This window comes from Bacteroidota bacterium (genome assembly GCA_013360915.1).
Lineage (GTDB): Bacteria > Bacteroidota > JABWAT01 > JABWAT01 > JABWAT01 > JABWAT01.
Window position 1 is genome coordinate 408169 of record JABWAT010000002.1, and the last position, 23409, is coordinate 431577.

A 23409-nucleotide genomic window follows, 5' to 3' on the forward strand; every position below is an offset into this window, starting at 1 on the left:
TAGATAATAAAAGTAAATAAAATCGGATAGATTCAATCCATGTGGAATTGGACACATGGGTCGGCGGAATGAATCAGATAACCGGGGACCAGTGGGTATCGCCGGGTTGAAGAAGATTGCTGAGGGTTACCTGTGACATGATTCCATCGGCCTGATCGCGTACCCAGGCCAGTTCCCGCCGCAAGTGACAGGATTTTTCATCGGAACAATCGGCACATGGTTCGTAAAAGTTAACCGAGACACAGGGAACCAGCGCAATGGCGCCATCAAAAATGCGGTACACCTGCGCCAGGGTGATGTCATCCGGTTGTTTAAGCAGGTAATATCCACCCCGGCTGCCTTGCAGACTGCTGACTAACCGCTGGCGTTTGAGTTCGAGCAGAATCTGTTCGAGGAATTTTTTCGGAATCCGTTCCTGATCGGCGATGGCCTGAATGGTCAGTTTTCCCTGCGGATAGACTCTGGCGAGGGCCGTCAGGGCTTTTAGGGCATATTTGGTTTTCTTCGACATCATAGGCGTTACCTCCGAACATAATCAAGCCGGGTATTGTTATCAACGGGTGTGATGTATTTTTGATAATCGCAGATCAGACCAATACTCCCTGCAGGTGCAGATATCCGACCAGTTACAGCCTGCAGAGACCAAAACCAAAACCGGAGATCACCATGTTTCAGCCCACTGAATCGATGACCATGATTCAGCAATCCCTTGCCGATTTCGCCAACCGGAAAATCAAACCCTATATGAATGACTGGGATGAACATCAGACGTTCCCGAAGGCCGTTTTTCATGAATTGGGAGACTTGGGCATTACCGGTATCATTTTTCCGGAATCGCTTGGCGGCGCCGGAATGGGCTATGCAGAATATGTCACGGCTGTCATTGAACTTTCCAAAACCGACGGCTCGGTGGGTATTTCCATCGCCGCACACAATTCACTATGCACCAATCACATTTATCAGTTTGGAACGGAGGAACAGCGGAAACGGTGGATTCCTCAACTGGCATCCGGAAAGAAAATCGGAGCCTGGGGACTGACCGAACCGCACAGCGGATCCGATGCGGGCGGATTGAAAACCACGGCCATCCGTGAAGGTGATGTGTACGTGGTGAACGGCTCGAAACAGTTCATTACCCATTCACACAGCGGAGATATTGCGGTGGTGCTGGTCAACACCGATCCATCGAAGGGAACCAAAGGAGTGACCGCGCTGGTCCTTGAGAAGGGCATGGAAGGTTTTTCGGCCGGAAAGAAAGAAAACAAACTGGGGCTGCGTGCTTCCGAAACCGGCGAACTGATCTTCAATCAGGTTCGGGTACCGGTTGCCAATCGTCTCGGGGCAGAAGGTGAAGGATTCAGTCAGGCCATGAAAATCCTCGATGGCGGACGGATCTCCATTGCGGCCCTGTCGATCGGGATGGCCGAAGGTGCCTATGAAGCCTGTAAAGCCTATGTGAATCAGCGGAAGGCATTCGGAAAACTCATCCGGGAGTTTCAGGCCATTCAATTCAAGCTGGCCGATATGAAAACCTCCATTGAAGCTTCCAAACTTCTCACTTTCCAGGCTGCCTCCCTGAAGGATCAGGGAAAACCCACCACACTGGAGTCGGCCATGTGCAAACTCTTTGCATCGGAAACAGCTGTGGATGTGGCCAATGAGGCGGTTCAGGTTTTTGGCGGCTACGGCTATGTGAAGGACTTTCCGGTGGAGAAATTTTACCGGGATGTGAAATTATGTACCATCGGGGAGGGAACCAGTGAGATCCAGCGGATGGTCATTGCCAGGCAGATCCTGGATCACGCCTGAACGGAGGGCCAGGATGGGAAATAAACACTGAATTCCGATCCGGATCCTTCAGCCGATTCAACGGTAACCCGTCCACCATGCAGTTCAACCAGTCGTTTAACGATAGAAAGTCCCAAACCGGTCGATGTTTCTCCTCCGGTTGGTTTGGGTGTTAACCGCTGGAATTTATGAAACAGCAGGGACATATCACTGGCAGAAAGTCCGGGACCTTCATCCCTGACACTGAACCACACTTCCTGTCCCGTTTTGCCTGCTGAGACCCAGATATTGGCGCCGCCCGGTGAGTATTTAATGGCGTTTCCAATGAGGTTTTCCACGATTTCACGTAAGCGTATCTCATCTGCACCCAGCCAAAGGTTGTTGCACGGGGTCCAGACGATGGTCTGGTTTTTCTTTTGGGCCAGCATCTGATTGCTGCTGATGACCGATCCGATGGCAGCCGACAAATCGGTTCTCACCTTGTTCAGTTCCAACTTTCCCGACTCGATGGTGGCAGAGACCAGAATTTCATTCACCTGATGAAGCATCCGGTTGGCCGCCTGCCGGATCTGGTCAATTTTCCGGAGGGTTTTTTCGTCAAATCCGGGTTGGGAAGTGAGAAGATCTGCGTTTCCGATGATGGCCTGCAATGGATTTTTCAGATCATGGGCGGCAATATTCAGAAGCTCGGTTTTTAAGTTATTGGCTTCCCGAAGGTCCTCATTGGTTTGGGTCAGTGTATCATTGATCCGTTTGACCTCCTGTTCCTGTTCATACAACAGGATCAGGTTTCTGACCCGTGCCAGCAGTTCCTTGGCATAAAAGGGTTTATACATGTAGTCATTGGCGCCCGATTCCAGACCTTCCACTTTCATATCGCCGGTGGCTTTTGCGGTCAGAAGAATCACAGGAATGGCACTGGTCTGCGGATCCGATTTGATAGTCCGGGTCAGGTCATAGCCATTCATTTCGGGCATCATCACATCCGAAATCACCAAAGCAGGTTTTCTGACAGCCATTTGCGACAGGCCTTCACGACCATTGGAAGCTTCCATGATGTCGTAATGATCCTGCAGAATATCCCTTATATAGTTCCTGATATCCCGATTGTCATCCACCACCAATACAGCCGAACGGGTTGTCGACTGCGTTTCGGTCTTTTCCCGTACGGAACCGGTTGTTTCTTCCAGTTCAGAAAGTTCCAGTTTGAGGGTTTCAGCAGCCATCCGGTCGGTGACGTTCATGGTTTCTTTCACGATCTGTTCATCGCCGAGATGATCGCGACCGGATTTGAGAAACAGCCGGAAGGAGGTACCAGATCCTGGTTGGCTGGCTACTTCAACCGATCCGCCATGGAGTTCAATGTAATCCCTGACCATTGAGAGCCCGATGCCTGACCCGGCGGTTCCAACCACACTCACAGAACCCGATTGCCGGAACCGTTCGAAAATATAGGGCAGGTCGGCTGCCGGAATTCCCACTCCGGTATCAGAAACCAACACTTCGATGTCCCCCCGATCAGAGGCGTTTTGCGCTTTGACCTGAATAATAATGGAACCACCGTCAGGAGTGAATTTGAAGGCATTGGAAAGGAGGTTGTAGAACACTTTATCGAGCTTATCGCGGTCAAACCAAAGCATCACCGGGTCGGTATCGGAAAGAAACTCAAGATGAATGGATTTCCGTGCCGCATATGGCTGAAAGGCCGAGATCAGTTCACGAAGAAACGTATTCAGATTGCCTTCCGAAGCCTGAAGAACCGTTTTTCCGCTGTCCATCCTGGCCACATCGAGCAGTTGATTGATCAGACGCAATAAACGACGGCTGTTTCTGAGCATCATTTCCATCTGTTCCTTCAGGGCCGCCGGGACTGGTCCGTAGCCGTCGTTCATTGCATGTTCAAGCGGACCGATGGTGAGGGTCAGAGGAGTCCTGAATTCGTGGGAGATGTTTGAGAAAAAGGCGGATTTGGCCTTATCAATTTCAATGATTTTCTGATTTTGTGCTTCAATAATCCGCGAGGATTGTTCAGCAACCTCACGCTGATACTCGGCTTCCCGCCGGGCACGTTCGGCCTGTTCCTTTTCCACCTCGAGCCAGGCCGTTTGTTCCTTCACAATCTGGCGAAGACGTTTTTCATTGGCCTTTATCCGGCGGATTCGTCTTTTATAGAGGAAGTACAGAATGCCGACCAGAAACGAAACGATCAGGAAATTGAACCAGGAGGTTTCATAAAACCGGGGTGAAATCACAATATGGAGACTGGCTCCGACCGGATTCAGAATGCCATCGGGGTTGGCAGCGGTTACCCTGAAGACATATTCACCGGCCGGAAGGTTGGTGAACCAGGTGGAATTCCGGTTACCGGCATCCAGCCAATCCCGGTCAAATCCATCCAGAAAATAACGGTAAGTGACCTTTTCGGGGGCGTGGTAATTGATTCCAATGTACCGTATTTCCATCCGGTTCCAACCCGGTACCAGTTCGAGGGGAGATTGAATGGAAACAGGTATTCCATCAATCAGGACTTCTTCGATGGTCACAACGGGAAGCGGAAAAACAGTTTGCAGGTCGGCCAGATTGGCAATGACCACACCTTCCGAAGTTGGAATCCAGATGTCGCCATTTGACCGTCTGATCCCTGCCGGCGAGGAACCACCGTTGCATTGCATGGACCGGAGACCATCCGACTTATCGAACCGCCGGTAGTCCACTTTTTCTATCAATCCATCAGCGACCTCATTTAATTGGCTGATTTTGACCCGGTAGGGACCTTTATTGGTAGTTAACCAGAAATAACCGGCGCCATCATCAATAATTTGTAAAACGAGATTATCCATGAGGCCTTCATGCTCAGACATCATTCTGGCTTTGCCACCACTTAGTCTTGCTATCCCGTTGTTCGTACCTGCCCAGATAATTCCTGATGAATCCTGATATAAGGAATAAACAACCGATGTGGAATCAAATCCCGGCAGATGAGCAGGTTGCAATTGGTCACCATTGAGGATAAACAGCCCGTTCCCATTGGTTCCAACCCAGAAAGTTCCGGCGGAATCCAGCAAAAGGGTCCGGATGAAATTGGTGACGGTGGGCCGGTTCAGTTCGATGGGGGTGAAGGTTTTTCCGGTTAATTTCAGCAATCCGTTACCGGCGGTTCCGAAATACATGGCTGCACCGGGACCTTCGGCAATGGCCATAACCACCCCTGATCCCGGTATGCTTTCGCGTCCCCAGGTGTTCAGTCTGCCGCGATGGTACCTGGAAACGCCACCTCCTGTTCCAATCCAGATGGCTCCTTCAGAATCTTCAGTGAAGGAAAAAACCCGGTCATCGGCCAGTCCGGATTTCCGGTTCAGGACTTCGATTCCATTTTTGGTAACCCGGTTCACACCTCCGCCATCGGTTCCGATCCAGACATCACCCCTGCTGTCTTCAAATACCGACCGGATAAAGTCATTGGTCAGTCCGGTCGATTCGGTCAATCCCGAAAACCGTCTGGAACTCAGGCGGTTCAATCCGTTGGTGGTGCCGATCCACAGATTTCCTTCATGATCCTGAAAAAAGCACCAGATATTGTCGTGAGAAAGCCCGTTTTTTCTGGTCAGGGATTCCATCTTTCCCAGGTAGTAACGGTTGACCCCCGAAGGACCACCAATCCAGACGGCACCGGTGAGGTCTTCAAAAAGAACAGTCACTGACTGATTGTTCAGTCCGTCTTTAACACCCAGCCACCGGGTTTTTTCCGGGTGGTGAATCAGAATTCCGGTGGAAGTGGCAATCCAGACCGATCCATCTTTTCTCGGAAGCATATCATTGACAAAAAGACCCCTGGTTGCACGCGAAACCGGATGATCAATCACCTGGCCATCCCGGATCACGGTAATTCCCGCCGACGTTCCTGCCCAGACGGTTCCATCCTTCATAGGAGTGATATGATATACCAGGTTGGAGGCCAGTCCATGGCGGGTGTCGATGGTCCGTATCTGATCCGAAGACCGGATGGCCAGACCGCCTCCAAGGGTTCCTATCCAGAGTGAACCATCGGGAGTTTGCGCAAGATGACGGATGAAGGAAAAGGGAAGACCTTCCCTTTCAGAGAGGTGGGTCAGTTTTCCATTCTGAAGCCGGTACACACCGGCGCCATTGGTTCCGGCCCACACAGCTCCTTGCTGATCGACGAGCAGCGGATGGAAGGAATCGGACAGGATTCCGGCATCGGAATGAGAGTCGAAAACTGTGAAATCAACCCCATTAAACCGCACCAGTCCTTCATGAGTGGAAAGCCACAGATACGTGTCCTGAGTCTGGACGATGGATTTGACGGTGTTTTGGGGAAGGCCGTTTTCGACTTTCCAGGACTCGATCAGGTAACTGTTCAATGGTCTGGAAGGATCCGGATAGGGAAATCCGGCAGTCAGCAGGAAGAATGCTGCGGCCAGAAAGAAAATCGGACAGACACTCCTGTTACAGGTCATGGATAAATATACAACTTCCCGATGACAGGAAAAGGGCCTGCTTACTTTTTTTCATCTGTGAAACCTGCTCTCCGTCATTTGGCTTGCACCGTTCCCTTCTGTCATCCCGTGAAAAGACCACAGGAAATACGGTTTCAGTTGAAAAACATGGCATGAATGACGATTATTAAAACAGAAATCGCAATACCATTTTGTTGAAACCGGTTCCAATTCCGTATGGGATCCGAACCGGTTTTTTTTCAGCACCGAACAGAAAAAATCAGGGAGAACCGTGACCCGTATCGGAACCGAACTCCGCAAGGATCCGGCATATACTGCCCGGTCGGATCAATACCGTCAGCAAATCGGACAACTGGCAGAACGTGAAGCCAGAATCCGGTTGGGAGGCGGTGAAAAAGCCATGGCCCGTCATCGGGACAAGGGAAAACTGACGGCACGTGACCGCATAGCCCGGCTGATCGACCCCGGGACCCGGTTTCTGGAAGTGGGTCTTTGGGCCGCCGAAGGCATGTATGCCGAGTATGGAGGAGCTCCGTCGGCCGGCACCGTTATGGGGATCGGTCGTATACACAACCGGCCCTGCGTGGTGGTTGCCAATGATGCAACCGTCAAGGCGGGGGCCTGGTTTCCCATGTCGGGAAAGAAAAATCTGCGCGCACAGGAACTGGCCATGGAAAACCGGATTCCGATCATTTACCTGGTTGATTCTGCTGGTGTCTTTTTACCCATGCAGGATGAAATTTTCCCGGATAAGGAACACTTCGGACGGATTTTCCGGAACAATGCCCGGATGAGTGCCATGGGCATTCCCCAGATTGCAGCAATTATGGGTCCGTGTGTGGCCGGGGGCGCCTACCTTCCGATCATGAGCGATGAAGCCATTATTGTGCGCGGAACCGGATCGGTTTTTCTGGCCGGATCACATCTGGTGAAAGCGGCCATCGGTGAGGATATTGACAATGAAAATCTGGGCGGGGCCGTGGTTCATTCAGAAATTTCGGGCGTGACTGATTATCTGGCGGATAATGACGACGATTGCCTCCTGTTGATCAGAAACCTGGTTTCCCGCTTTTCAAAACCCGTCCGGACCGGCTTTGACCGGGTTGATCCGGTCGCGCCGGCATTCGATCCGGCTGAGGTGTATGGCATCCTTCCCGGATCGGGAGCAAAGCCTTATGACATGAAGGAAATCATCGCCCGGCTGGTGGATGGAAGTGAATGGGATGAGTACAAAGCCGGTTACGGCCGGACCCTTCTGACCGGTTATGCCCGGATTGACGGATGGGCCGTTGGCATTGTGGCCAATCAGAGAAACATTGTGAAAACCCGCACCGGAGAGATGCAGATTGGCGGCGTGATTTACTCAGACTCAGCTGATAAGGCTTCCCGGTTTATTATGAATTGCAATCAGAAGGGCATTCCGCTGGTTTTCCTTCAGGATGTCACCGGATTCATGGTCGGCAGCCGGTCTGAACACGGAGGTATTATAAAAGACGGGGCTAAACTGGTAAGCGCCGTGGCAAACTCAGTGGTGCCAAAATTCACTTTTATTATCGGCAACAGTTTCGGGGCCGGTAATTATGCCATGTGTGGCAAGGCCTATGACCCGAGAATGATCTGGTCCTGGCCATCCGGTCAGATTGCAGTCATGGGCGGGAAACAGGCCAGTGAAACCTTGCTGTCGATCCGCATTCAGGCAGCCGAACGGGATGGCCACAAGGTTTCAGAGGAAGAAAAAGCGCGGTTTCTCGCCGATCTTTCCAAACAGTATGAAGAACAACTGTCCCCGGTTTATGCAGCCGCCCGATTGTGGACCGATGGAATCATTGATCCCGCTGATACCCGCTGGCTGATCTCGGAGGGCATTGCCATGGCGGACCATCAGGGCCCCCTGCCCACTTTTAATCCCGGAGTCATTCAGACATGATACCAGAACGGTTACAGGTCCGCGTGGTCGACTGTTTTATATTCAGGAATAACGCAGAAGGGGATCCCGAATTTCTGATTCTCCGCAGGGCTCCTCATGTGATGTACCCCGGAAACTGGCGGATGGTGGGGGGGAAAATCAATGGCGAGGAAACAGCATGGCAGGCGGCCATCCGTGAAACACGGGAAGAAACCGGATTGTCTCCGCTGGCCATGTGGTCGGTTCCATACCTTAACCTGTTTTATGAATGGACACACGACAGGGTTAACGTGATTCCGGTTTTTCTGATGCAGGTTGATGCCGCGCAACCTGTCAGTCTGGATAAGGAACACGATCAGTATCGTTGGGTGCCCGATTCTGAAGCACATCAGTTGCTGCGGTTTCCGGCTCAGCGTGAAGGATTGGCCATGGCCGTTCGGATTGTCAGAAATCCACGTGAATTCAGCTCCACCTTACGCATCGATTTAACCAGGAATACACCATGAAAAGAAACATTCGAATTGCTGCCGGACAGGGATTCTGGGGAGATTTGCAACGGGCTCCGGCCGATCAGGTGCGTTCAGGCCCGGTGGACTATCTGGTGATGGATTACCTGGCTGAAGTCACCATGTCGATCCTCAGGAAGCAAAAGCAGAAAGATCCTTCAATGGGCTATGCCCGGGATTTTGTATCGGTGATTGAATCCATCCTGCCGGATATTGTCGAAAAAAACATCACCGTCATTGCCAATGCAGGCGGTGTGAATCCGTTGGGTTGCCGGAAGGCGGTTGAAGAGGTAATCAGAAAGGCGGGATATAAAAATCTGCCGGTGGCCGTGGTCCACGGAGATGATATTCTGGATCGCATTGGTGAACTGACTGGTACGGGTGAGGAACTTAAAAACATGGAAACCGGCGAGTCCTTTTCTGCGGTAAAGGACCGGTTACTTGCAGCCAATGTGTATTTCGGGGCATTCCCGATTGTGGATGCACTGAAAGCCGGCGCACGGATTGTCATCACCGGCCGGTCTACCGATACCGGTCTCACGCTGGCACCCATGATTCATGAATTCGGCTGGAAAGCCGATGATTGGGACAGACTGGCTGCCGGAACGGTGGCCGGACACATTCTGGAATGTGGCGCACAGGCATCCGGGGGTAATTTTCTTGGCGATTGGCGATCGGTTCCCGGAATGGAACGAATCGGATTTCCCATTGCGGAAGCGTACCCCGATGGAACGGTGGTCATCACCAAACATGAGTCCCTCGGAGGACTGGTGTCTCAGATGACGGTTAAAGAACAATTGCTGTATGAAATCGGAGATCCGACCCAGTATATCACTCCCGATGTGGTAGCCGATTTCACCACGATTCAATTGTCGGATGACGGACCAGACCGGGTAAGGGTTTCCGGGGTTAAAGGAAAACAGAACACCCCATTTTATAAAGTCTCTGCTGCTTATTCTGATGGATGGTTTTCGGGGTCCACGCTGGTTTATACCTGGCCCGAGGCCTTTGAGAAAGCCAAACGTGCCGGCGAGATACTGAAAGCCAGACTCGATGCCTTGGGTTTCCGGTTTGATCAGTATAACGCCGAATACATCGGGGCCAACGCCTGTCATCAGCATCTGGCCAGTCATGTGGACGACTACCCTGAAGTCATGCTTCGGGTTACGGTTCGCGGGCATGATCTGAAATCAATGAATGGATTCGGAATGGAAATTGCTCCGCTGATTCTGACCGGTCCGCCGGCCGTTACAGGCTTTGCGGGTGGCAGGCCGAAGCCTTCCGAAGTGGTGGCGTACTGGCCAGCCCTGATCAGAAAAACCAGTGTGAAACCGGTTGTGGATGTGGAGGTGGTTAAATGAAACGCAGATTGATCGAAATCGCCCATGGACGGTCGGGTGACAAGGGAGATACCGCGAATGTGGGAATCATTGCCAGAAGACCGGAGGACTATCCCTTCCTGGTGCAATTTCTGACGGAAGAACGGGTAAAGTCCTATTTTGGCAACATGGTAACCGGACCGGTGATGCGGTATGAACTTCCCAATATTCATGCCCTCAATTTTCTGCTTCACGGGGCCCTGGGCGGTGGTGGAACACTGTCTCTTAAATTGGATGCACAGGGAAAAACGCTGGCCGCTGCCCTGTTAAAGATGGAGTTCGAAACCCATGAAGGCTGAGGAGTAACGTGCAGGAAGTCATCAGGGAAATAAACGGCTGTCATCTGACTCTGTGGCTGAACCGTCCGGATAAACGAAATGCCCTCAGCCCTGAAATCCTTGCCGGACTGACCTCTGCCATCCGGGATGTCAGCAGTAACCCGGGTATCAGGACCATCACCCTGGCTGCAAAAGGCCCGGTTTTCTGTGCAGGTGCTGATCTGGAAAAATTGCAACAGATTTCCGGTCAGACCGATGAGGAAAATTATGCCGATTCACATGCGATTGCTGATTTATTCCTCACCATTCTGGATTCTCCGAAACCATTTTTTGCAAGAATCCAGGGGGATGCGCTGGCTGGCGGGTGTGGTCTGGTTTCTGTTTGTGATTTTTCGGTGGCCGATGAAGCAGCATCCTTTGGTTATCCTGAGGTCAGAATTGGTTTCGTTCCGGCCATTGTCGCTGTTCTGCTGGTCAGAAAAATCGGAGAAGGGAAGTCACGACCTCTGCTGCTGTCGGGCAAGAAAATTTCAGCAACAGCTGCCCGCGATATCGGCTTAATCCAGGAAGTAGTCAGGCAGAACGAATTGGATCCGTGGCTCGAGTTGGCAAGGAAACCGTTCGAGGAAGCCGTTTCACCAGATTCTGTACGCCTGACCAGGCGCCTGTTGATGCAGACACCCGGAACCGGCATCGATTCGGCCATTGATGCCGCTTGTCAGATCAATGTGGCCAGCCGCCGGACCGATGACTGCCGTGAGGGAATCCGGGCTTTTCTTGAGAAACGGAAACCACAGTTTGGTTCCCGAGAAAAATAACCAGACTCAGTTGACATCGGTCATTTGCCTGTCGTACTTTTGTGCTCCCCAAAGGGCAGATAGCTCAGTCGGTAGAGCAGAGGACTGAAAATCCTCGTGTCGGGGGTTCGATTCCCTCTCTGCCCACACTTCATAAAAATCCGGCAACCGCCGGATTTTTTGTTTTTACCCCTCTCAGACTGGTGTAGAGTTCAGAGATATCTTTTTTCACAGATTCCCCCGGTTTTGCCCTGAAATTTACTGTATGATCTTGTTTTCCGTGCAGTAATGTGACGGTTCCCATCACATAATTTGAGTGGATAAAAATGTTTAAAATATAGATATTCAATGAGATAGAATCTTTGGCATTCTTTTTTCTATGGGGTGGGGCATGAACACGCAAACTGGCCACTATCACCAATCAATGCCGTCAATCTCCCGTCTGATCCTGATCACGGGCCTGAGCACCCTGATTGCCTGTCAATCGGACCCCATCGGCATCGAGCGGAGCGATCCCGGCTATCAGAATCTGGTGCTGCAGAATGACCAGACCGATCCTTCTAAAAACCATAACCGTAGTGAAATTGATGCCAATCAGTCCCTGGTGATTACGTCAGATCATACGATGGATCTGACCGGCAAGGAAAACCGTCAGCTGGTGCTTTCACTGCGATACCAGAAGACTGGTATTGAACAGGGTTACCGGATCCGCGATGTCGATTTTGGTCAGGTAACGGTGAATGCTTATCGTCTGGATCGTTTTTACTCACGCTATATCCTTCCCGACAGTCTGTCAACCGGTGGAACGAGGGATACCATCGAGTCGGTTTACTATTTTTCAAAGGTTCCGGTCCCAAAAATTCCTTCATTGGTTACGGGGTCGATGATGATTCAGTATTCGGGATCCAACCTGGTATCCTCAGGCACAGAAAGCATTACCATTTCAGAGCCGGTCCGGCTTTCAGGAGTAACCAATGGGGCCGTCATTCCGGTCAATCAGGATCTGACAATTCAACTGAATCAATATACCTGGCCGGGATACTCCGGCTTGTACTTATTCCCGGCCGGACTTTCCTCTGCCGACTCGGTGGTTGGTTCCGGGCAACAGGCCGAATCCATGCATATCAACATCAGACCGACAAGCCGGTCAAAATCGATCACCATTCCGGCAGCCGTGCTAAGGCGTGCACGGGATGCACACCAATCGGTTTTTCCTGGCAGGGAACTTCGGTTTGGTCTTACTGCATTCGGATTTCAGGAGACATCGGGAAAGCCACTGACATTCAGATTAACGGATGGAAGCAGTCTGAAAGTACCCGTTCATCTTGTCAGCAATCATTCAATCTGGATTTTGTTAAAAAACGACTAAACAGGAGGAACGTATGAAAACGTTTTTATTCGGTCTGATCATAACAGGGCTGCTTGGCAGTCTGACATCCGACCCAGCCTTGGCTGCCACGGGTTCCGGACCGGAAAAGGATATTATCCGGGCTCATCAGATGAAGATGAAGATGACCCAGCTGAAAATGGCTGCAGAAAAGTCCGGCGCCACTGCTTCCCGGGCTGAAGTGGCTGTAACGGCTGCTTCCGGTGGCATCTCGGGGACCATTTCAGGACTGACTCCGGAAGACATTCCCGGTGCATGGGTGATGGCCTGGTCGAAGGGTGACGATGTGGTCAATGGCGACTCTCTTGGCAGTTTCGGATTCAGCACGGTGCAACCCGATGGAACCTATCTCATATCAGGATTGCAGACCGGTCTGTTTACCGTGTATGCTTATGCAAGCAATTATGTGCCTCAGTATTATGGCTCAAGCTCAGATTCAAGCGGCCAGGCCAACGTGCCGGTAACGGATGGGGCCATAACCTCCGGCATCGATTTCGAATTGGTTCGGCTGGATCTCGGGACGGGCACTCTCTCGGGCCGTGTTACGAATCAGGCCAACGGCGATCCGATTGCCTGGGCGGTGGTTTTTGCCTTTGACTACAGCGATCCGGCAGGATACAAGTATGGCTGGGCCAGCACCGACCAGAATGGATTGTATGAAATATCCTACCTTGTTCCGGGCAACTACACGGTCAGCGTGTGGGCCAATGGTTTTCTGTACACCTACTATCCGGGCGTTACCGATCCGAATGATGCAGTCACCGTCCCGGTTCTTGCCAATACAACGGTAAATGACCTGGATATCGCCATGAAGGAAGGGGCAAAAATCAAGGGAACCATTAAGGATCAGCTCGGTAAACCCATTCCATATGCCTATGTGGAAGGATACATGAAAAGGGAAGGCGATCCCACTGATTCAAGCGGTGTTAATTTCTATTCTGCAACCATGGCGGATGAAAATGGGCAGTATGTTCTTTCCGGAATTGATGCTGGTGACTGGATCGTATACGCATCGGCCTATTGGTGGCCTTACTATTACTATAGCATGTTTTATAATCAGGCTCTGACCATGGAAGAGGCCACTCCGGTTCCGGTAGCCGAAAATCAGGTGGTATCCGGAATTGATTTTACCTTCACGGTTAATTTCCCGACTGCATCGGTCAGCGGACGGTTGCTCAACAAAAATGGGGATCCAATCTCATCCACCATGGTTATTCTGCAACCCAATACAATCACATTCGGTGAAGACAGCACCATTTCTGCAAGACCTTATGACCACTATGGGGTTCCGTATTATTCCTATACCGATTCGAACGGATACTTCTTCTTTGACCGGATTCTGTCTGATGATTATCTGATCAGAACCCAGTCATCCTATCATTGGTATCAGCAAACCTTCTGGTATCCGGGTGTCACTGAACGTGAATTGGCAACCGTCCTTTCTGTAAAGGATGGAGACGCGGTCACCGGTCTGGAATTTGTTGTGGACCTGGCCGATTTCTCGGGTTCCGTCAGCGGAAAAGTCACCACAGCGTCCGGTTTGCCACTGGCCAATGCCTATATCTGGTTAATGTCATCCTGGCTGCATACCGACACCGATGTCCTGAAGGATTCAATGACTTACAATCCGGTTTGGGCATCAGCCATGACGGATGCTGAAGGAAATTATGAAGTCAGTCCGTTACCTGCCGGGACTTACCTGATTCAGGCTGCCTGGTACGGTGACAACTCTCAGGATGTCAGGTGGTATGAAAATGCTGAAACCGTGACAGAAGCCACCCCGGTTACCCTCTCGGCAGGTGAAAATAAAACCGGCATCAATATCGGACTGAATCCGAAACCCATTTTTGGTTCATTGGATGGTGTGGTGAAATGGGCGGATGGAACGGTGGTCGCCGGTGCCTATATTGAAATCGCCCCTTATTGGGATTCAAGCAACCTGGCTGATTGGTATTGGGGCAACTGGAACCAGTTTACCACCACCGACGAGTCCGGGGCCTTCCGCTTCGATCAATTGAGAGAAGGACAATACACGGTCACCGTTTATGCCAATGGAGACCATGTGTACTATCCGAACGGACTCACACTCGGAATGGCTGAACCTGTCACCATCATCGCCGGTGAAACACTAACCATTAACCCTCAACTGACCAAATCGGATAAGGGTGAAGGAGCCATCAGCGGCGTGGTGTCACTCGAGGATGGTATCAGTGAAAAATCACCTGCATTTGTTGTGATCGCCAAACCCACCGTTACAGTCATGGTATGGCCGCAATCGGAGTTCTTTTACACCGCTGTCACCAATCCGGATGGTTCCTATGAACTTTCGAACATGGCCGATGGTGAATATCTGGTATATGCTTTTGGTTCAGGAACCATCGGTGAATTTTATGACGGAGTCTACACAGGAAGCCAGGCTACACCGGTTGAAGTGAAAAATCAGCAGATCACCGGTTCTGTGAATTTCAAATTGTCGTATGGATACTGGCTGGATTCGCCAATTGATTCTTTGGAAAATATCCGCGGAGGCCGGATTTTCGGAAAGGTGAAAAACAAACACTCCGAACTGATGACCGAGGCCATTGTGAATCTGGTTGATCAGGAAGGAAAAGTGATGATGAGCGTGAAAACCAACGCGAAAGGGCATTACGAACTGACTGGTGTTCCTGGAGGAACCTATTCCGTCCGGGCTGAAAAGACAGGAATGGGAGAATCGGCAGGTTCAGAAGAATTGGTGACCGTCCGCAATAATTCGATCGAAAAAGATCTGATCATTGCATTAACCAATTCTCCTGTCGATGTTGATGAAAAGGACGCATTGCCGGAAGGCATCACCCTGATGTCGGTTTATCCGAATCCGTTTAATCCTGAAACCAGCATTTCCTTCAGATTGAGCAAACCCGGACTGGTTTCAGCACTTGTATTTAATGTGTTGGGACAGCAGGTGCGCGATTTATCAGTGACTGTTCCGTCAGCGGGTGAATCGGTACTGCGCTGGGATGGCCGGGATTCGAATGGTTCGCAGGTATCATCCGGATTATACATCATCCGTCTGAGTGCCGGTAACCAGGTGGTTTCATCGAAACTGATTCTGTCCAGATAGGCAGTCAGTGAGGTACATAACCGGAGGTTCTGGGGTTAGCAGGACCTCCGGTTTTTTTATTGCAGGGGAACATAGGTGAAAAGTTGATCATGAGAACCGTATTCGGATTTTTCCCGTTGGTTACAGCCTGGATTTTTATCCCGGCTTTTTTCGTTTATGAAAAGGTGACTGCCATCGAGCCGGTTATTCCGGTTGTAATCACCCGGGAAGCAGTTGAAGAGTTGGGCGGCTGGCCGTTGGACCGGAAATTTTATGGTCTCCTGATCTCACGTCTTAACAGCAACGGTCCGGTGCATATTCTGTTTGACTTTTCATTTGCCGAACCCGACCTGCTACATCCCGAATCGGATGACTACCTGAAATGGACCATTGACCGCTACCGTCACATTCAAACCCTGCAGTCTCCCGATTCGGCGTGGATAGCCGGAGACGGACCGTTCATTCTGCCATTTTCTCAGCAGTTTACCATCGAGGATAACTGGCTGGTTACCGACCAGAACCGGCTGACCGCTTTTCCCCACATTGACCACACCTTTCTGCCGGATGGCAAAATTGTGGTTACCATCCCGGTGGCAGCAGAACTGACACCACCGGTCGATGCAATGAGCATCATCCGCGGAGAAGAAATGCCCACGGGGACCCTCTTTTTCATTTATCTGAACCATCCGGGAATCACCTCTTACGTGGTTCACCCGGTCACCAACGACATTTTACCCACCGGTGCTGTTTATGCAACAGCCATTAATACCATTCTGGAAGAAAGGTGGCTGCACCAGATACCTGTATTGGCGTTGATTATTCTGATGGTGATGGCCGCTGGTGCCCCATGGTTGGGTTACCTTCGCGGGCGGGTCTGGCTGGGAGTTGGTGTCTCCCTGATACCGGCCGGCCTGCTGCTTCTGCTGTTTTTTCAGCCCTATTTTATTCCAGCCTGGTTTTATCTCTACCTGATCAGTCCGGTCGCTGTTTCAGTCATGATGCTGGGCAGGATCTACCAAACCCGGCAGGAACCACCGGTGGTACCGGTTGCAGGCCCCGATCCCGGACAGGTTGCAGAAAGCAGGGAACTGGAGGATCTGCGTTACCGGGTTCAGTTCTATGAAAATGCATCCAATCAGGGTTCCGGGCCTGCTGATTCAGATTCTGATCCTGATCAGCCTTTTCTCATGGATGCTCAGTCACCCCTGAAACGGATTCTGGTCAAAGCCGCCCAGCTGGCAACGGCCGACCTGCCGGTTATCATCTATGGCGAATCGGGAACCGGTAAAGAGCTGATGGCCGGTTACATTCACCGCAAGTCACACCGTTCCAAAGGCCCGTTTATAGCTGTTAATTGTGGCGCCTTGAACGAAAACCTGTTGGAATCAGAATTGTTTGGAAACGAAAAAGGTGCCTATACCGGAGCCGTCCAATCGAGAGCCGGCCGGTTCGAACTGGCCACGGGCGGCACACTGTTCCTCGATGAAATTGCTGAAACCAGTCCGGCCTTTCAGGTGAAACTGTTGCGGGTGCTTCAGGAAGGGGTGATTGAACGGGTGGGCGGAACACAACTTATACCGGTGTCGGTACGCATTGTGGCAGCAACCCACCGGAATCTGCAGGAAAAAGTCGCACAAGGATCTTTCCGGGAAGACTTGTTTTACCGTTTAAACGGAATGACCATCAATATACCTCCGCTTCGTGAACGACAGGCTGATATTGCTGCCATTTTTAAGGGAACGCTTGCACAAAAGGCACCCGAACTGAAGTTTGCCGATGTCTTGCTTAAAGAACTGGCCCGTCATCCCTGGAAAGGAAATGTCAGGGAATTGCTGGCCGCCACCGACCGGGCGATTTTCAACGCGCGTCTGAAAGACAGGGCCTTCCTGATTCCTGAAGATTTTGAATTGCCCCTTCTGATCTCCGATTCCAGACCCGATCAGCGTGCCGATCAGTTGCTGACCGAATTCAGAAGGCTCGGTTTCCGGCACCGGATGATGTCTGAGGCCGCTGTGAATCTGGGAATGCACCGGACAACGGTCACCGAATTTTTCAGAGGATGGGTGCTGAGGCTTTCCAGACCTTCACGGACCCCTGACGAAGTGGTTGCTCTTCTGGCCGGTAACCAGAATGGCTTTGACCGGACTCAGCTGAATGAACGGGTGAAAGAATACATGGATGGAATCAATGAACGGGTCGATGAAGGAATCCGTGAAGGGGAAACCAATCAGCAGATACTCTCTGGTAAATTCCGTAATTTACCTTCTGTGTTTCATGAAGACTTATTCTGGTGGATCGATCACCGGAGGTCGGTGTCTTAATGCGTTTTCTGGTAGCAATGCTCGTGTTTCTGATCGGATGGGAAGTTGGGTGGACCCAACCTGAACCACCATTGTCCTCAGATCCGTATTCACCCGAGCGCTATCGTCTGACTCTGAAAGTGCTGCCAGGGATTCGGTCTGTGGCCGGTGGCCGCCCGGTCGCGTTTTCGGTTCTTTCAGGCAACTGGATGACCTCCACCACCACCTGGAAACTCGATGCGGCCATCAACCGGCAACTTTCATTTCGTGTGGATACCGATCCGCTGCTGATCAGTATCCCAGACTCTGTGGGAATTTCCAATCCGGAAGAACTGGCAGTCCGTCCCGATGAGATTGTCATCAATCAACCCGTTCAGCTGGGTTGGGAATACCGGCAACCCGATTGGATGGTGAACGTTCAGGCAGGATTGTTCACCATCAGCACGGACCGGCCGGTTCCCGACGTGGTTCAGCTGAACCAGGTTTACAGCATTGACTGGAATCCTGAAAATCAGTTTTCCTCCTGGCTGACCGGTTCTTTATCCGCCGGATATCATTTCGGTGATTGGATGCTCGAAGGGGGACTCTCCTCCATTCGGATACCGGTCTCTGAACCAACCAATTCCTGGTACCGGTTGGACCGGCATCCGGACCCGCTTTTCAGGCTTTCATATGCAACTGGTTCCTGGTGGATGGGATCTGCATGGGAAAATGGTCTGATTGGTTTGTCTGCATCGGGCCCATTTCCGGTTTTCTGGTCCGCTTCGGTTAAGGGAGACTTGTCGGTTGACCTGAAAACCGAACCCATTCATGATCACTGGAACCGGATCCGTTTCGATGTAAAGCTACCTGTGGCCAGCCGCTCTGCGGTGCATGTCCGCGTGATTCATGCCACCAGACAGGAGAGTCGTCCATCGGCCGAATCCATCGGTGCCTTTCTTTCCAGACAGGCAGTCATACCGGAACCCCTTTTCGATCAATGGTCGGTGGGTGTCGGATTCAGTTTATCTCTCAGCGGTACACCCGAACCGATTCCACTGACCCTGGTTTCGTCGCACCTGTATCAGACCGAGTTTTACAGTGCAAAACGGGGATATTACTCGGTTAATCCTGTGGGAATGATTGATCTGATCAACACCAGCGACATTCCTGCCACCTTCAGACTTTCCATTTCTTCTCATTCCGACTTTCTGAAGTACCGGTCCGGATGGAAAACACTCGAGGGATTCCAGTCGGCCAGCATTCCATTGTATGTCTATCTGGCAGACAGCACCGGAAACCAGTCCACCCTGCAGGACCAACTGATGGTGTCAGTGGTGACCAATGAACAGGAAAAACTCATTGCCTCCTGGCCCGTGGCGGTCCATGACCGGCATTTATGGGATGGTCAGACCTGGTCCCTTCGTGATTTTACCACCACCACAGATCCGGTTATTCTTGAAAAAACAAGACAAGCCTATCTGGCCGCAGTTAAACTTCAGAACGGTCAGGGAATGAAACAGCGTCTGGATCAGCTGGCCACTTTTCTGACGGTGGCAGGGTCCTGGTTTTCCTACATGCCCGATCCGACCGGACCCGGAGTGCGTGACCGCATTCAGTACCCGGTTGAAACACTCAGAAACCAGGCGGGTGATTGTGAAGATCTGGTCGTGTTCACCGCATCGGTCCTGATGGCTGCCGGTTATGATTGTGCTGTGGTTGATATACGGCCGACCTTACCCGAAAACCTGACGGTCCCGACCGCAAATCCCGGTTCAGTGGGTCATGTGTTGCTTCTGGTTGATACCGGAATTCCGGCCGGATCCATGGCCGAAACAGGCCTGTCTGAAATGCAGGCAGTAACCCGGCAGAATTCATTGGGAGAGTACACCTTATGGATACCGGTGGAAACAACCGAACTTCCCGGTGGTTTCGAGGCCGCCTTCCGGTCGGGTGTTTCGCAGTATTACGAAGAAATTATTATCAGAAACGGAGTGGAAAAAGGTCATGTTCAGATCTATGATTTTTAAGACCGGGATTTTTCTGGTCACTTTTATTGCTTCCAGTCTCAGCGCCCAATCCGGTGAACAAACCTGGGTGAAACTGGAAACGGGTTCTGCCATGATTCTCGACCCGGTGACCGGAACCTGGTCTCCGCTGGCAGAAAAGGAACGGATTCCGGTGAATACCTTTATTCTGACGCGTCAGTCAACCCGTCTGATGGTGTTTTCCGAAGTGAATGCGCTCGAATGTCCGGCCAATGCTTATTTCTGGGTGGCCGATGTGCTGGTGAAGGACCGCAATGAGCTCATGCACCAACTGGTACAGATCGAGGCCAGTCAGCTGCCCTCACCCGGCAACCGGAAACGGACCGATTCGGTGGCCGGATTGACCTACGGAAAAGAATCGCCAACCGATTCAACTGCTGTTGAAATTCCGTTCCGTACCGAAAGGCTGGAAGCGGTCAGATGGTTTGCAAGAAACAGTCGTCAGGATGCTGCACTGCTTACACTGAAACGGGCAATGGTAAAATTTCCCGATTTGTATCGCAATCCTGAACTGGTGGAATTACTGTTTAAACTCTACGAATCCCAACAGTTGTGGGGAAGTCTGTTCGAGGAATCCCGCCGCCTGATGGAAAAACCCGGTTCACCATCCATCGCATCCAGACTGAAGCAGTGGAATGATCTGGCCCGGAAACAACTGACCGATAAAAACTGACGATGACCTCCCTGCTTGCGTTCATTCTTCTGCAGGTTTCCATCCTCGGATCAGGTCCGGAAACAAGCATCCGGATTTTCCTGACCTCACCCCAGCATTCACCCGGGATTTACCGAGTGAATGTGGTTCTGAAAACCAATCCGGGCTGGCATACCTATTGGCAAAATCCGGGCGACTCGGGATTGCCTCCGTCGATCAGATGGACCCTTCCGGATGGGTGGCAGGCCGGATCGTTGAATTTTCCTGCACCCGAAGCGTTTGTCACTCCTTCCGAAGTCACCTTCGGTTATCCCGATTCGCTTTGGTTTTATCAGGATATCAAGCCCTCAGACCAGCAGATCACAACATCCGTAACGGGCTCCCTGCGCTGGCTCGTGTGCAAAGAGGAGTGTGTTCCGGGCCGGTTTTCTTTCACACTGTCGTTGCCGGGGTTATCAGAACTGGCCAATGCCCCCGATCCTGACTTTCCGGGAAATTTACCTCTTCTGAACGGGTCCTGGAAGCAGGCAGAAACCGGAATCGGGATCCGGGTTCCAGGACTTCCGAATCCCACCGCTGAACTGCGCATCTTTCCCGAAAATGCAGGCGTGCTGGAACTTCATGCCAATCCTGCAGAAAGAGAAGGAGAGGAAGCCATCTGGAACTTCCAGCCATTCTCTCCCGTTACTCCGGTACCAGACACTTTTTATATGGTGGTGGTCTGGAAAGAATCCGCCGGGCAGATGGGCCGCCGGGTATTGATCAATCGGTTGCAAGAATAAACTGGAGAAAGCATGAAAACCTTCCTGACCATGATACTTTTGATGATAACTTCCCTGGCATACACGGGTAACCCGGAAGCAATCATTGATAAACCAGCCCCGGGTTTCACATTGGTCAGTACCAAGGGAGATACCATCAGTCTCAGTGATTTTAAAGGAAAAACAGTGGTTCTTGAATGGGTTAATTATGATTGCCCATTCGTAAAAAAACACTACCAGTCGGGCAACATGCCCTCCTTGCAGAAAAAGTGGACCGAAGCGGGTGTGGTGTGGCTGGCCATCTGTTCCTCGGCTCCCGGAAAACAGGGACATTTTTCAATTGAAGACATTCAGAAACGCCAGGCCTCTCACCAATCGAATCCGACTGCCTACCTGATTGATGAGACGGGAACTGTGGGGAAGCGGTACGGTGCAAAAACCACTCCGCACATGTTTATCATTTCTGCAGAGGGAACCCTGGTGTACGCAGGTGCCATCGATGATAAACCCAGCACCGATCCCGATGACATTGCCGGCGCTGTCAACTATGTGAGCGATGCTTTGACCGCTGTTCTGGCAGGAAAGCCCGTTGCCGTAAAGGAAACCAAAGCCTACGGTTGTTCGGTCAAATACTGAGCCGCAATTGAACCTGATCTGCTTCTGACTGATATTTACCGGAATGAAACCATTCTTGTTCTTATTAGTCACTTGTTTTCTGGCCGGATCGGCTCCTGCTCAGATAACCCCACTTGAATACAAACTTCAGCTGAATAACCATCTGGGCTTTCTGGAGAGTTACCAGATGGTCATTTCAGCGCCCATGCCTGTTGTGGGTGACTCTGCCCATCTGAACCGCAAGCCCTTCATCAAATGGCTCGACCGGGTGTATGAAACCTATCCCGATCTGATTGTAAACGAAACCCTGCGCCAGATTGATCAGTGGCGAGAGTCTGCAGATCCGTATGATACCACCACACTCTCTTACCAGAAAATGGTCAGTCATGCAGTTCTTGAATTACTCGGATTCGATGTCAGCGTGCTGCTCAACCGGTTTCCGCCCATCAACCCGAATAGCCAGAAAGACATCAATCAGCTTAAACGGGTCTTCCAGATCGGTTTCCAGGAAAATTTTCTGCAGAATGGTAAGATGAACTTCAGCGAGATAAAGGACTCTGATAAAGAAACGTTTCCGGTCCCGGTCACACTGATACGAATCAAAACCCTTCTTCAGCAGGAAACGGCAGAACCTGAACAACCTGCTCAGGCTACCACTGACGAAAGTCCTGAATCAGATGAAAAGGATCAGTCCGCTGAAACCGAAACGGAAGAATCACCCGTCAAAGAGGAAAAAGTCAGTCCGCCTCCTTCAGAACCGGACCCGTTTTAAAACCGAATCGACCCATACCTGGTATTGTTTTCCGGAAGGATGAAGCCGGTCATCGGCCAGCAGAGAAGGGTCCTTTCCCGCAGATTTGGAAACCGTCGTAACATCGATCAGAATCAGCTGGCGATCCACTGCTGCTTGTCTGATTTCACGATTATACTGCTCAATCTCTGACCGTATTCTCAGGGAATCCCTGCCGGCAAACGGAGTATATGAGTAATCCGGAATGGTAAGCAGATAGATGGTCCCGGTTGGTGTGAACCGCCTGGCCTGTAAGAGTAAGGTATCCAGTCCCATCAGAAATTCCTTCACCGGTCGCCTCTGGTACTGATTGTTCACTCCGATCAGTATCGAAACATGAGTCCAGCTGCTATCCGGATTTCCCTCGCGAATTCCATTAAGCAGTCCTGCCACAGTCCAGCCCGTCTTTGCAATCACCCGTGATGCCTCCACAGATACTCCACGTGCCTTCAGACTGTCCGTCAGTTGCGAAGGCCACCGTTTATCCGCAGCAACTCCCTGACCAATGGTATATGAATCGCCAAGAAACAAATGCCTGATGCTTTTTTTGGCTGATGTGTCCCGTTCTGGTGTCACCGGCAGACCAGAGCAACCGGTAAAAAACATTAATAAACCGATATAAAGAGCATAAGATCTGTTAATGATGATGGGGGTCACTGACAT

18 protein-coding genes and 1 tRNA gene are annotated in these 23409 nt (G+C 51.3%); 15 read left to right on the forward strand and 4 right to left on the reverse strand.

What is annotated here, in order from left to right; genetic code table 11:
* Window positions 1-73: 73 nt before the first annotated feature.
* A complete protein-coding gene (locus HUU10_05500; protein ID NUQ81049.1) occupies window positions 74-514 on the reverse strand; it encodes an Rrf2 family transcriptional regulator in 441 nt (146 codons plus the stop codon).
* A gap of 152 nt (window positions 515-666) precedes the next feature.
* Here HUU10_05500 and HUU10_05505 point away from each other — a divergent pair, with 152 nt between their 5' ends.
* The gene (locus HUU10_05505) at window positions 667-1809 is read left to right on the forward strand and encodes an acyl-CoA dehydrogenase family protein (protein NUQ81050.1); all 1143 of its coding nucleotides are present in this window, start codon (window positions 667-669) and stop codon (window positions 1807-1809) included.
* Here the strand turns inward: HUU10_05505 and HUU10_05510 are convergent.
* Complete coding sequence (locus HUU10_05510; protein NUQ81051.1) at window positions 1800-6266, reverse strand: response regulator; 4467 nt, start codon at window positions 6264-6266, stop codon at window positions 1800-1802. The genes HUU10_05505 and HUU10_05510 overlap by 10 nt on opposite strands.
* A 400-nt stretch (window positions 6267-6666) precedes the next feature.
* Here HUU10_05510 and HUU10_05515 point away from each other — a divergent pair, with 400 nt between their 5' ends.
* The 6 genes from HUU10_05515 (at window position 6667) to HUU10_05540 (ending at window position 11279) form a co-directional block, all read left to right on the forward strand.
* Window positions 6667-8193 carry an acyl-CoA carboxylase subunit beta gene (locus tag HUU10_05515; protein ID NUQ81052.1) on the forward strand — a complete coding sequence of 509 codons (1527 nt, stop codon included), beginning with the start codon at window positions 6667-6669 and terminating at the stop codon, window positions 8191-8193.
* Window positions 8190-8678 carry an NUDIX pyrophosphatase gene (locus tag HUU10_05520; GenBank protein ID NUQ81053.1) on the forward strand — a complete coding sequence of 163 codons (489 nt, stop codon included), beginning with the start codon at window positions 8190-8192 and terminating at the stop codon, window positions 8676-8678. Before HUU10_05515 ends, HUU10_05520 begins: the two co-directional genes overlap by 4 nt.
* Window positions 8675-10039, forward strand: a complete 1365-nt coding sequence (locus HUU10_05525) for a DUF1446 domain-containing protein (protein NUQ81054.1) — start codon at window positions 8675-8677, stop codon at window positions 10037-10039. Before HUU10_05520 ends, HUU10_05525 begins: the two co-directional genes overlap by 4 nt.
* A complete protein-coding gene (locus tag HUU10_05530; protein ID NUQ81055.1) occupies window positions 10036-10356 on the forward strand; it encodes a hypothetical protein in 321 nt (106 codons plus the stop codon). Before HUU10_05525 ends, HUU10_05530 begins: the two co-directional genes overlap by 4 nt.
* An 8-nt stretch (window positions 10357-10364) precedes the next feature.
* Window positions 10365-11153, forward strand: coding sequence for an enoyl-CoA hydratase/isomerase family protein (locus tag HUU10_05535; GenBank protein NUQ81056.1), 789 nt, complete (start codon window positions 10365-10367; stop codon window positions 11151-11153).
* 53 nt (window positions 11154-11206) lie between these two features.
* Window positions 11207-11279: transfer RNA gene (locus HUU10_05540), tRNA-Phe, on the forward strand.
* Between the two features lie 4 nt (window positions 11280-11283).
* Here the strand turns inward: HUU10_05540 and HUU10_05545 are convergent.
* A complete protein-coding gene (locus HUU10_05545) occupies window positions 11284-11544 on the reverse strand; it encodes a hypothetical protein (GenBank protein NUQ81057.1) in 261 nt (86 codons plus the stop codon).
* A gap of 12 nt (window positions 11545-11556) precedes the next feature.
* Between HUU10_05545 and HUU10_05550 the strand changes: the two genes are divergently transcribed.
* The 8 genes from HUU10_05550 (at window position 11557) to HUU10_05585 (ending at window position 22728) form a co-directional block, all read left to right on the forward strand.
* Window positions 11557-12501 (forward strand): hypothetical protein, encoded by a 945-nt coding sequence (locus HUU10_05550; GenBank protein NUQ81058.1) that lies wholly within the window; start codon window positions 11557-11559, stop codon window positions 12499-12501.
* Window positions 12502-12514: 13 nt separating this feature from the next.
* The gene (locus HUU10_05555) at window positions 12515-15622 is read left to right on the forward strand and encodes a carboxypeptidase regulatory-like domain-containing protein (GenBank protein ID NUQ81059.1); all 3108 of its coding nucleotides are present in this window, start codon (window positions 12515-12517) and stop codon (window positions 15620-15622) included.
* A gap of 89 nt (window positions 15623-15711) precedes the next feature.
* On the forward strand, window positions 15712-17922 hold the full coding sequence (locus HUU10_05560; GenBank protein ID NUQ81060.1) for a sigma 54-interacting transcriptional regulator: 2211 nt from the start codon (window positions 15712-15714) through the stop codon (window positions 17920-17922).
* Complete coding sequence (locus HUU10_05565) at window positions 17922-19910, forward strand: hypothetical protein (GenBank protein NUQ81061.1); 1989 nt, start codon at window positions 17922-17924, stop codon at window positions 19908-19910. The genes HUU10_05560 and HUU10_05565 overlap by 1 nt, the downstream gene beginning before the upstream one ends.
* On the forward strand, window positions 19888-20601 hold the full coding sequence (locus HUU10_05570; protein ID NUQ81062.1) for a hypothetical protein: 714 nt from the start codon (window positions 19888-19890) through the stop codon (window positions 20599-20601). Before HUU10_05565 ends, HUU10_05570 begins: the two co-directional genes overlap by 23 nt.
* 2 nt (window positions 20602-20603) lie before the next feature.
* Window positions 20604-21362 carry a hypothetical protein gene (locus HUU10_05575; GenBank protein ID NUQ81063.1) on the forward strand — a complete coding sequence of 253 codons (759 nt, stop codon included), beginning with the start codon at window positions 20604-20606 and terminating at the stop codon, window positions 21360-21362.
* Between the two features lie 12 nt (window positions 21363-21374).
* Entirely contained in the window at window positions 21375-21977 is a 603-nt protein-coding gene (locus HUU10_05580; protein ID NUQ81064.1) for a thioredoxin family protein, read from the forward strand.
* A 43-nt stretch (window positions 21978-22020) separates the two neighbouring features.
* Window positions 22021-22728, forward strand: coding sequence for a hypothetical protein (locus tag HUU10_05585; protein NUQ81065.1), 708 nt, complete (start codon window positions 22021-22023; stop codon window positions 22726-22728).
* Here the strand turns inward: HUU10_05585 and HUU10_05590 are convergent.
* The gene (locus tag HUU10_05590) at window positions 22708-23322 is read right to left on the reverse strand and encodes an SGNH/GDSL hydrolase family protein (GenBank protein ID NUQ81066.1); all 615 of its coding nucleotides are present in this window, start codon (window positions 23320-23322) and stop codon (window positions 22708-22710) included. The genes HUU10_05585 and HUU10_05590 overlap by 21 nt on opposite strands.
* Window positions 23323-23409 lie beyond the last annotated feature (87 nt).

Excerpts from the sequence above, each read along its gene's own strand:
- HUU10_05550 (NUQ81058.1), top strand. The coding sequence starts at position 11,557 with ATGCCGTCAATCTCCCGTCTGATCCTGATCACGGGCCTGAGCACCCTG.
- HUU10_05555 (NUQ81059.1), top strand. The coding sequence starts at position 12,515 with ATGAAAACGTTTTTATTCGGTCTGATCATAACAGGGCTGCTTGGCAGT.
- HUU10_05505 (NUQ81050.1), top strand. The coding sequence starts at position 667 with ATGTTTCAGCCCACTGAATCGATGACCATGATTCAGCAATCCCTTGCC.
- HUU10_05525 (NUQ81054.1), top strand. The coding sequence starts at position 8,675 with ATGAAAAGAAACATTCGAATTGCTGCCGGACAGGGATTCTGGGGAGAT.
- HUU10_05510 (NUQ81051.1), bottom strand. The coding sequence starts at position 6,266 with ATGACCTGTAACAGGAGTGTCTGTCCGATTTTCTTTCTGGCCGCAGCA.
- HUU10_05500 (NUQ81049.1), bottom strand. The coding sequence starts at position 514 with ATGATGTCGAAGAAAACCAAATATGCCCTAAAAGCCCTGACGGCCCTC.
- HUU10_05585 (NUQ81065.1), top strand. The coding sequence starts at position 22,021 with ATGAAACCATTCTTGTTCTTATTAGTCACTTGTTTTCTGGCCGGATCG.
- HUU10_05560 (NUQ81060.1), top strand. The coding sequence starts at position 15,712 with ATGAGAACCGTATTCGGATTTTTCCCGTTGGTTACAGCCTGGATTTTT.
- HUU10_05530 (NUQ81055.1), top strand. The coding sequence starts at position 10,036 with ATGAAACGCAGATTGATCGAAATCGCCCATGGACGGTCGGGTGACAAG.
- HUU10_05520 (NUQ81053.1), top strand. The coding sequence starts at position 8,190 with ATGATACCAGAACGGTTACAGGTCCGCGTGGTCGACTGTTTTATATTC.
- HUU10_05570 (NUQ81062.1), top strand. The coding sequence starts at position 19,888 with ATGTTCAGATCTATGATTTTTAAGACCGGGATTTTTCTGGTCACTTTT.
- HUU10_05515 (NUQ81052.1), top strand. The coding sequence starts at position 6,667 with ATGGCCCGTCATCGGGACAAGGGAAAACTGACGGCACGTGACCGCATA.
- HUU10_05575 (NUQ81063.1), top strand. The coding sequence starts at position 20,604 with ATGACCTCCCTGCTTGCGTTCATTCTTCTGCAGGTTTCCATCCTCGGA.
- HUU10_05580 (NUQ81064.1), top strand. The coding sequence starts at position 21,375 with ATGAAAACCTTCCTGACCATGATACTTTTGATGATAACTTCCCTGGCA.
- HUU10_05565 (NUQ81061.1), top strand. The coding sequence starts at position 17,922 with ATGCGTTTTCTGGTAGCAATGCTCGTGTTTCTGATCGGATGGGAAGTT.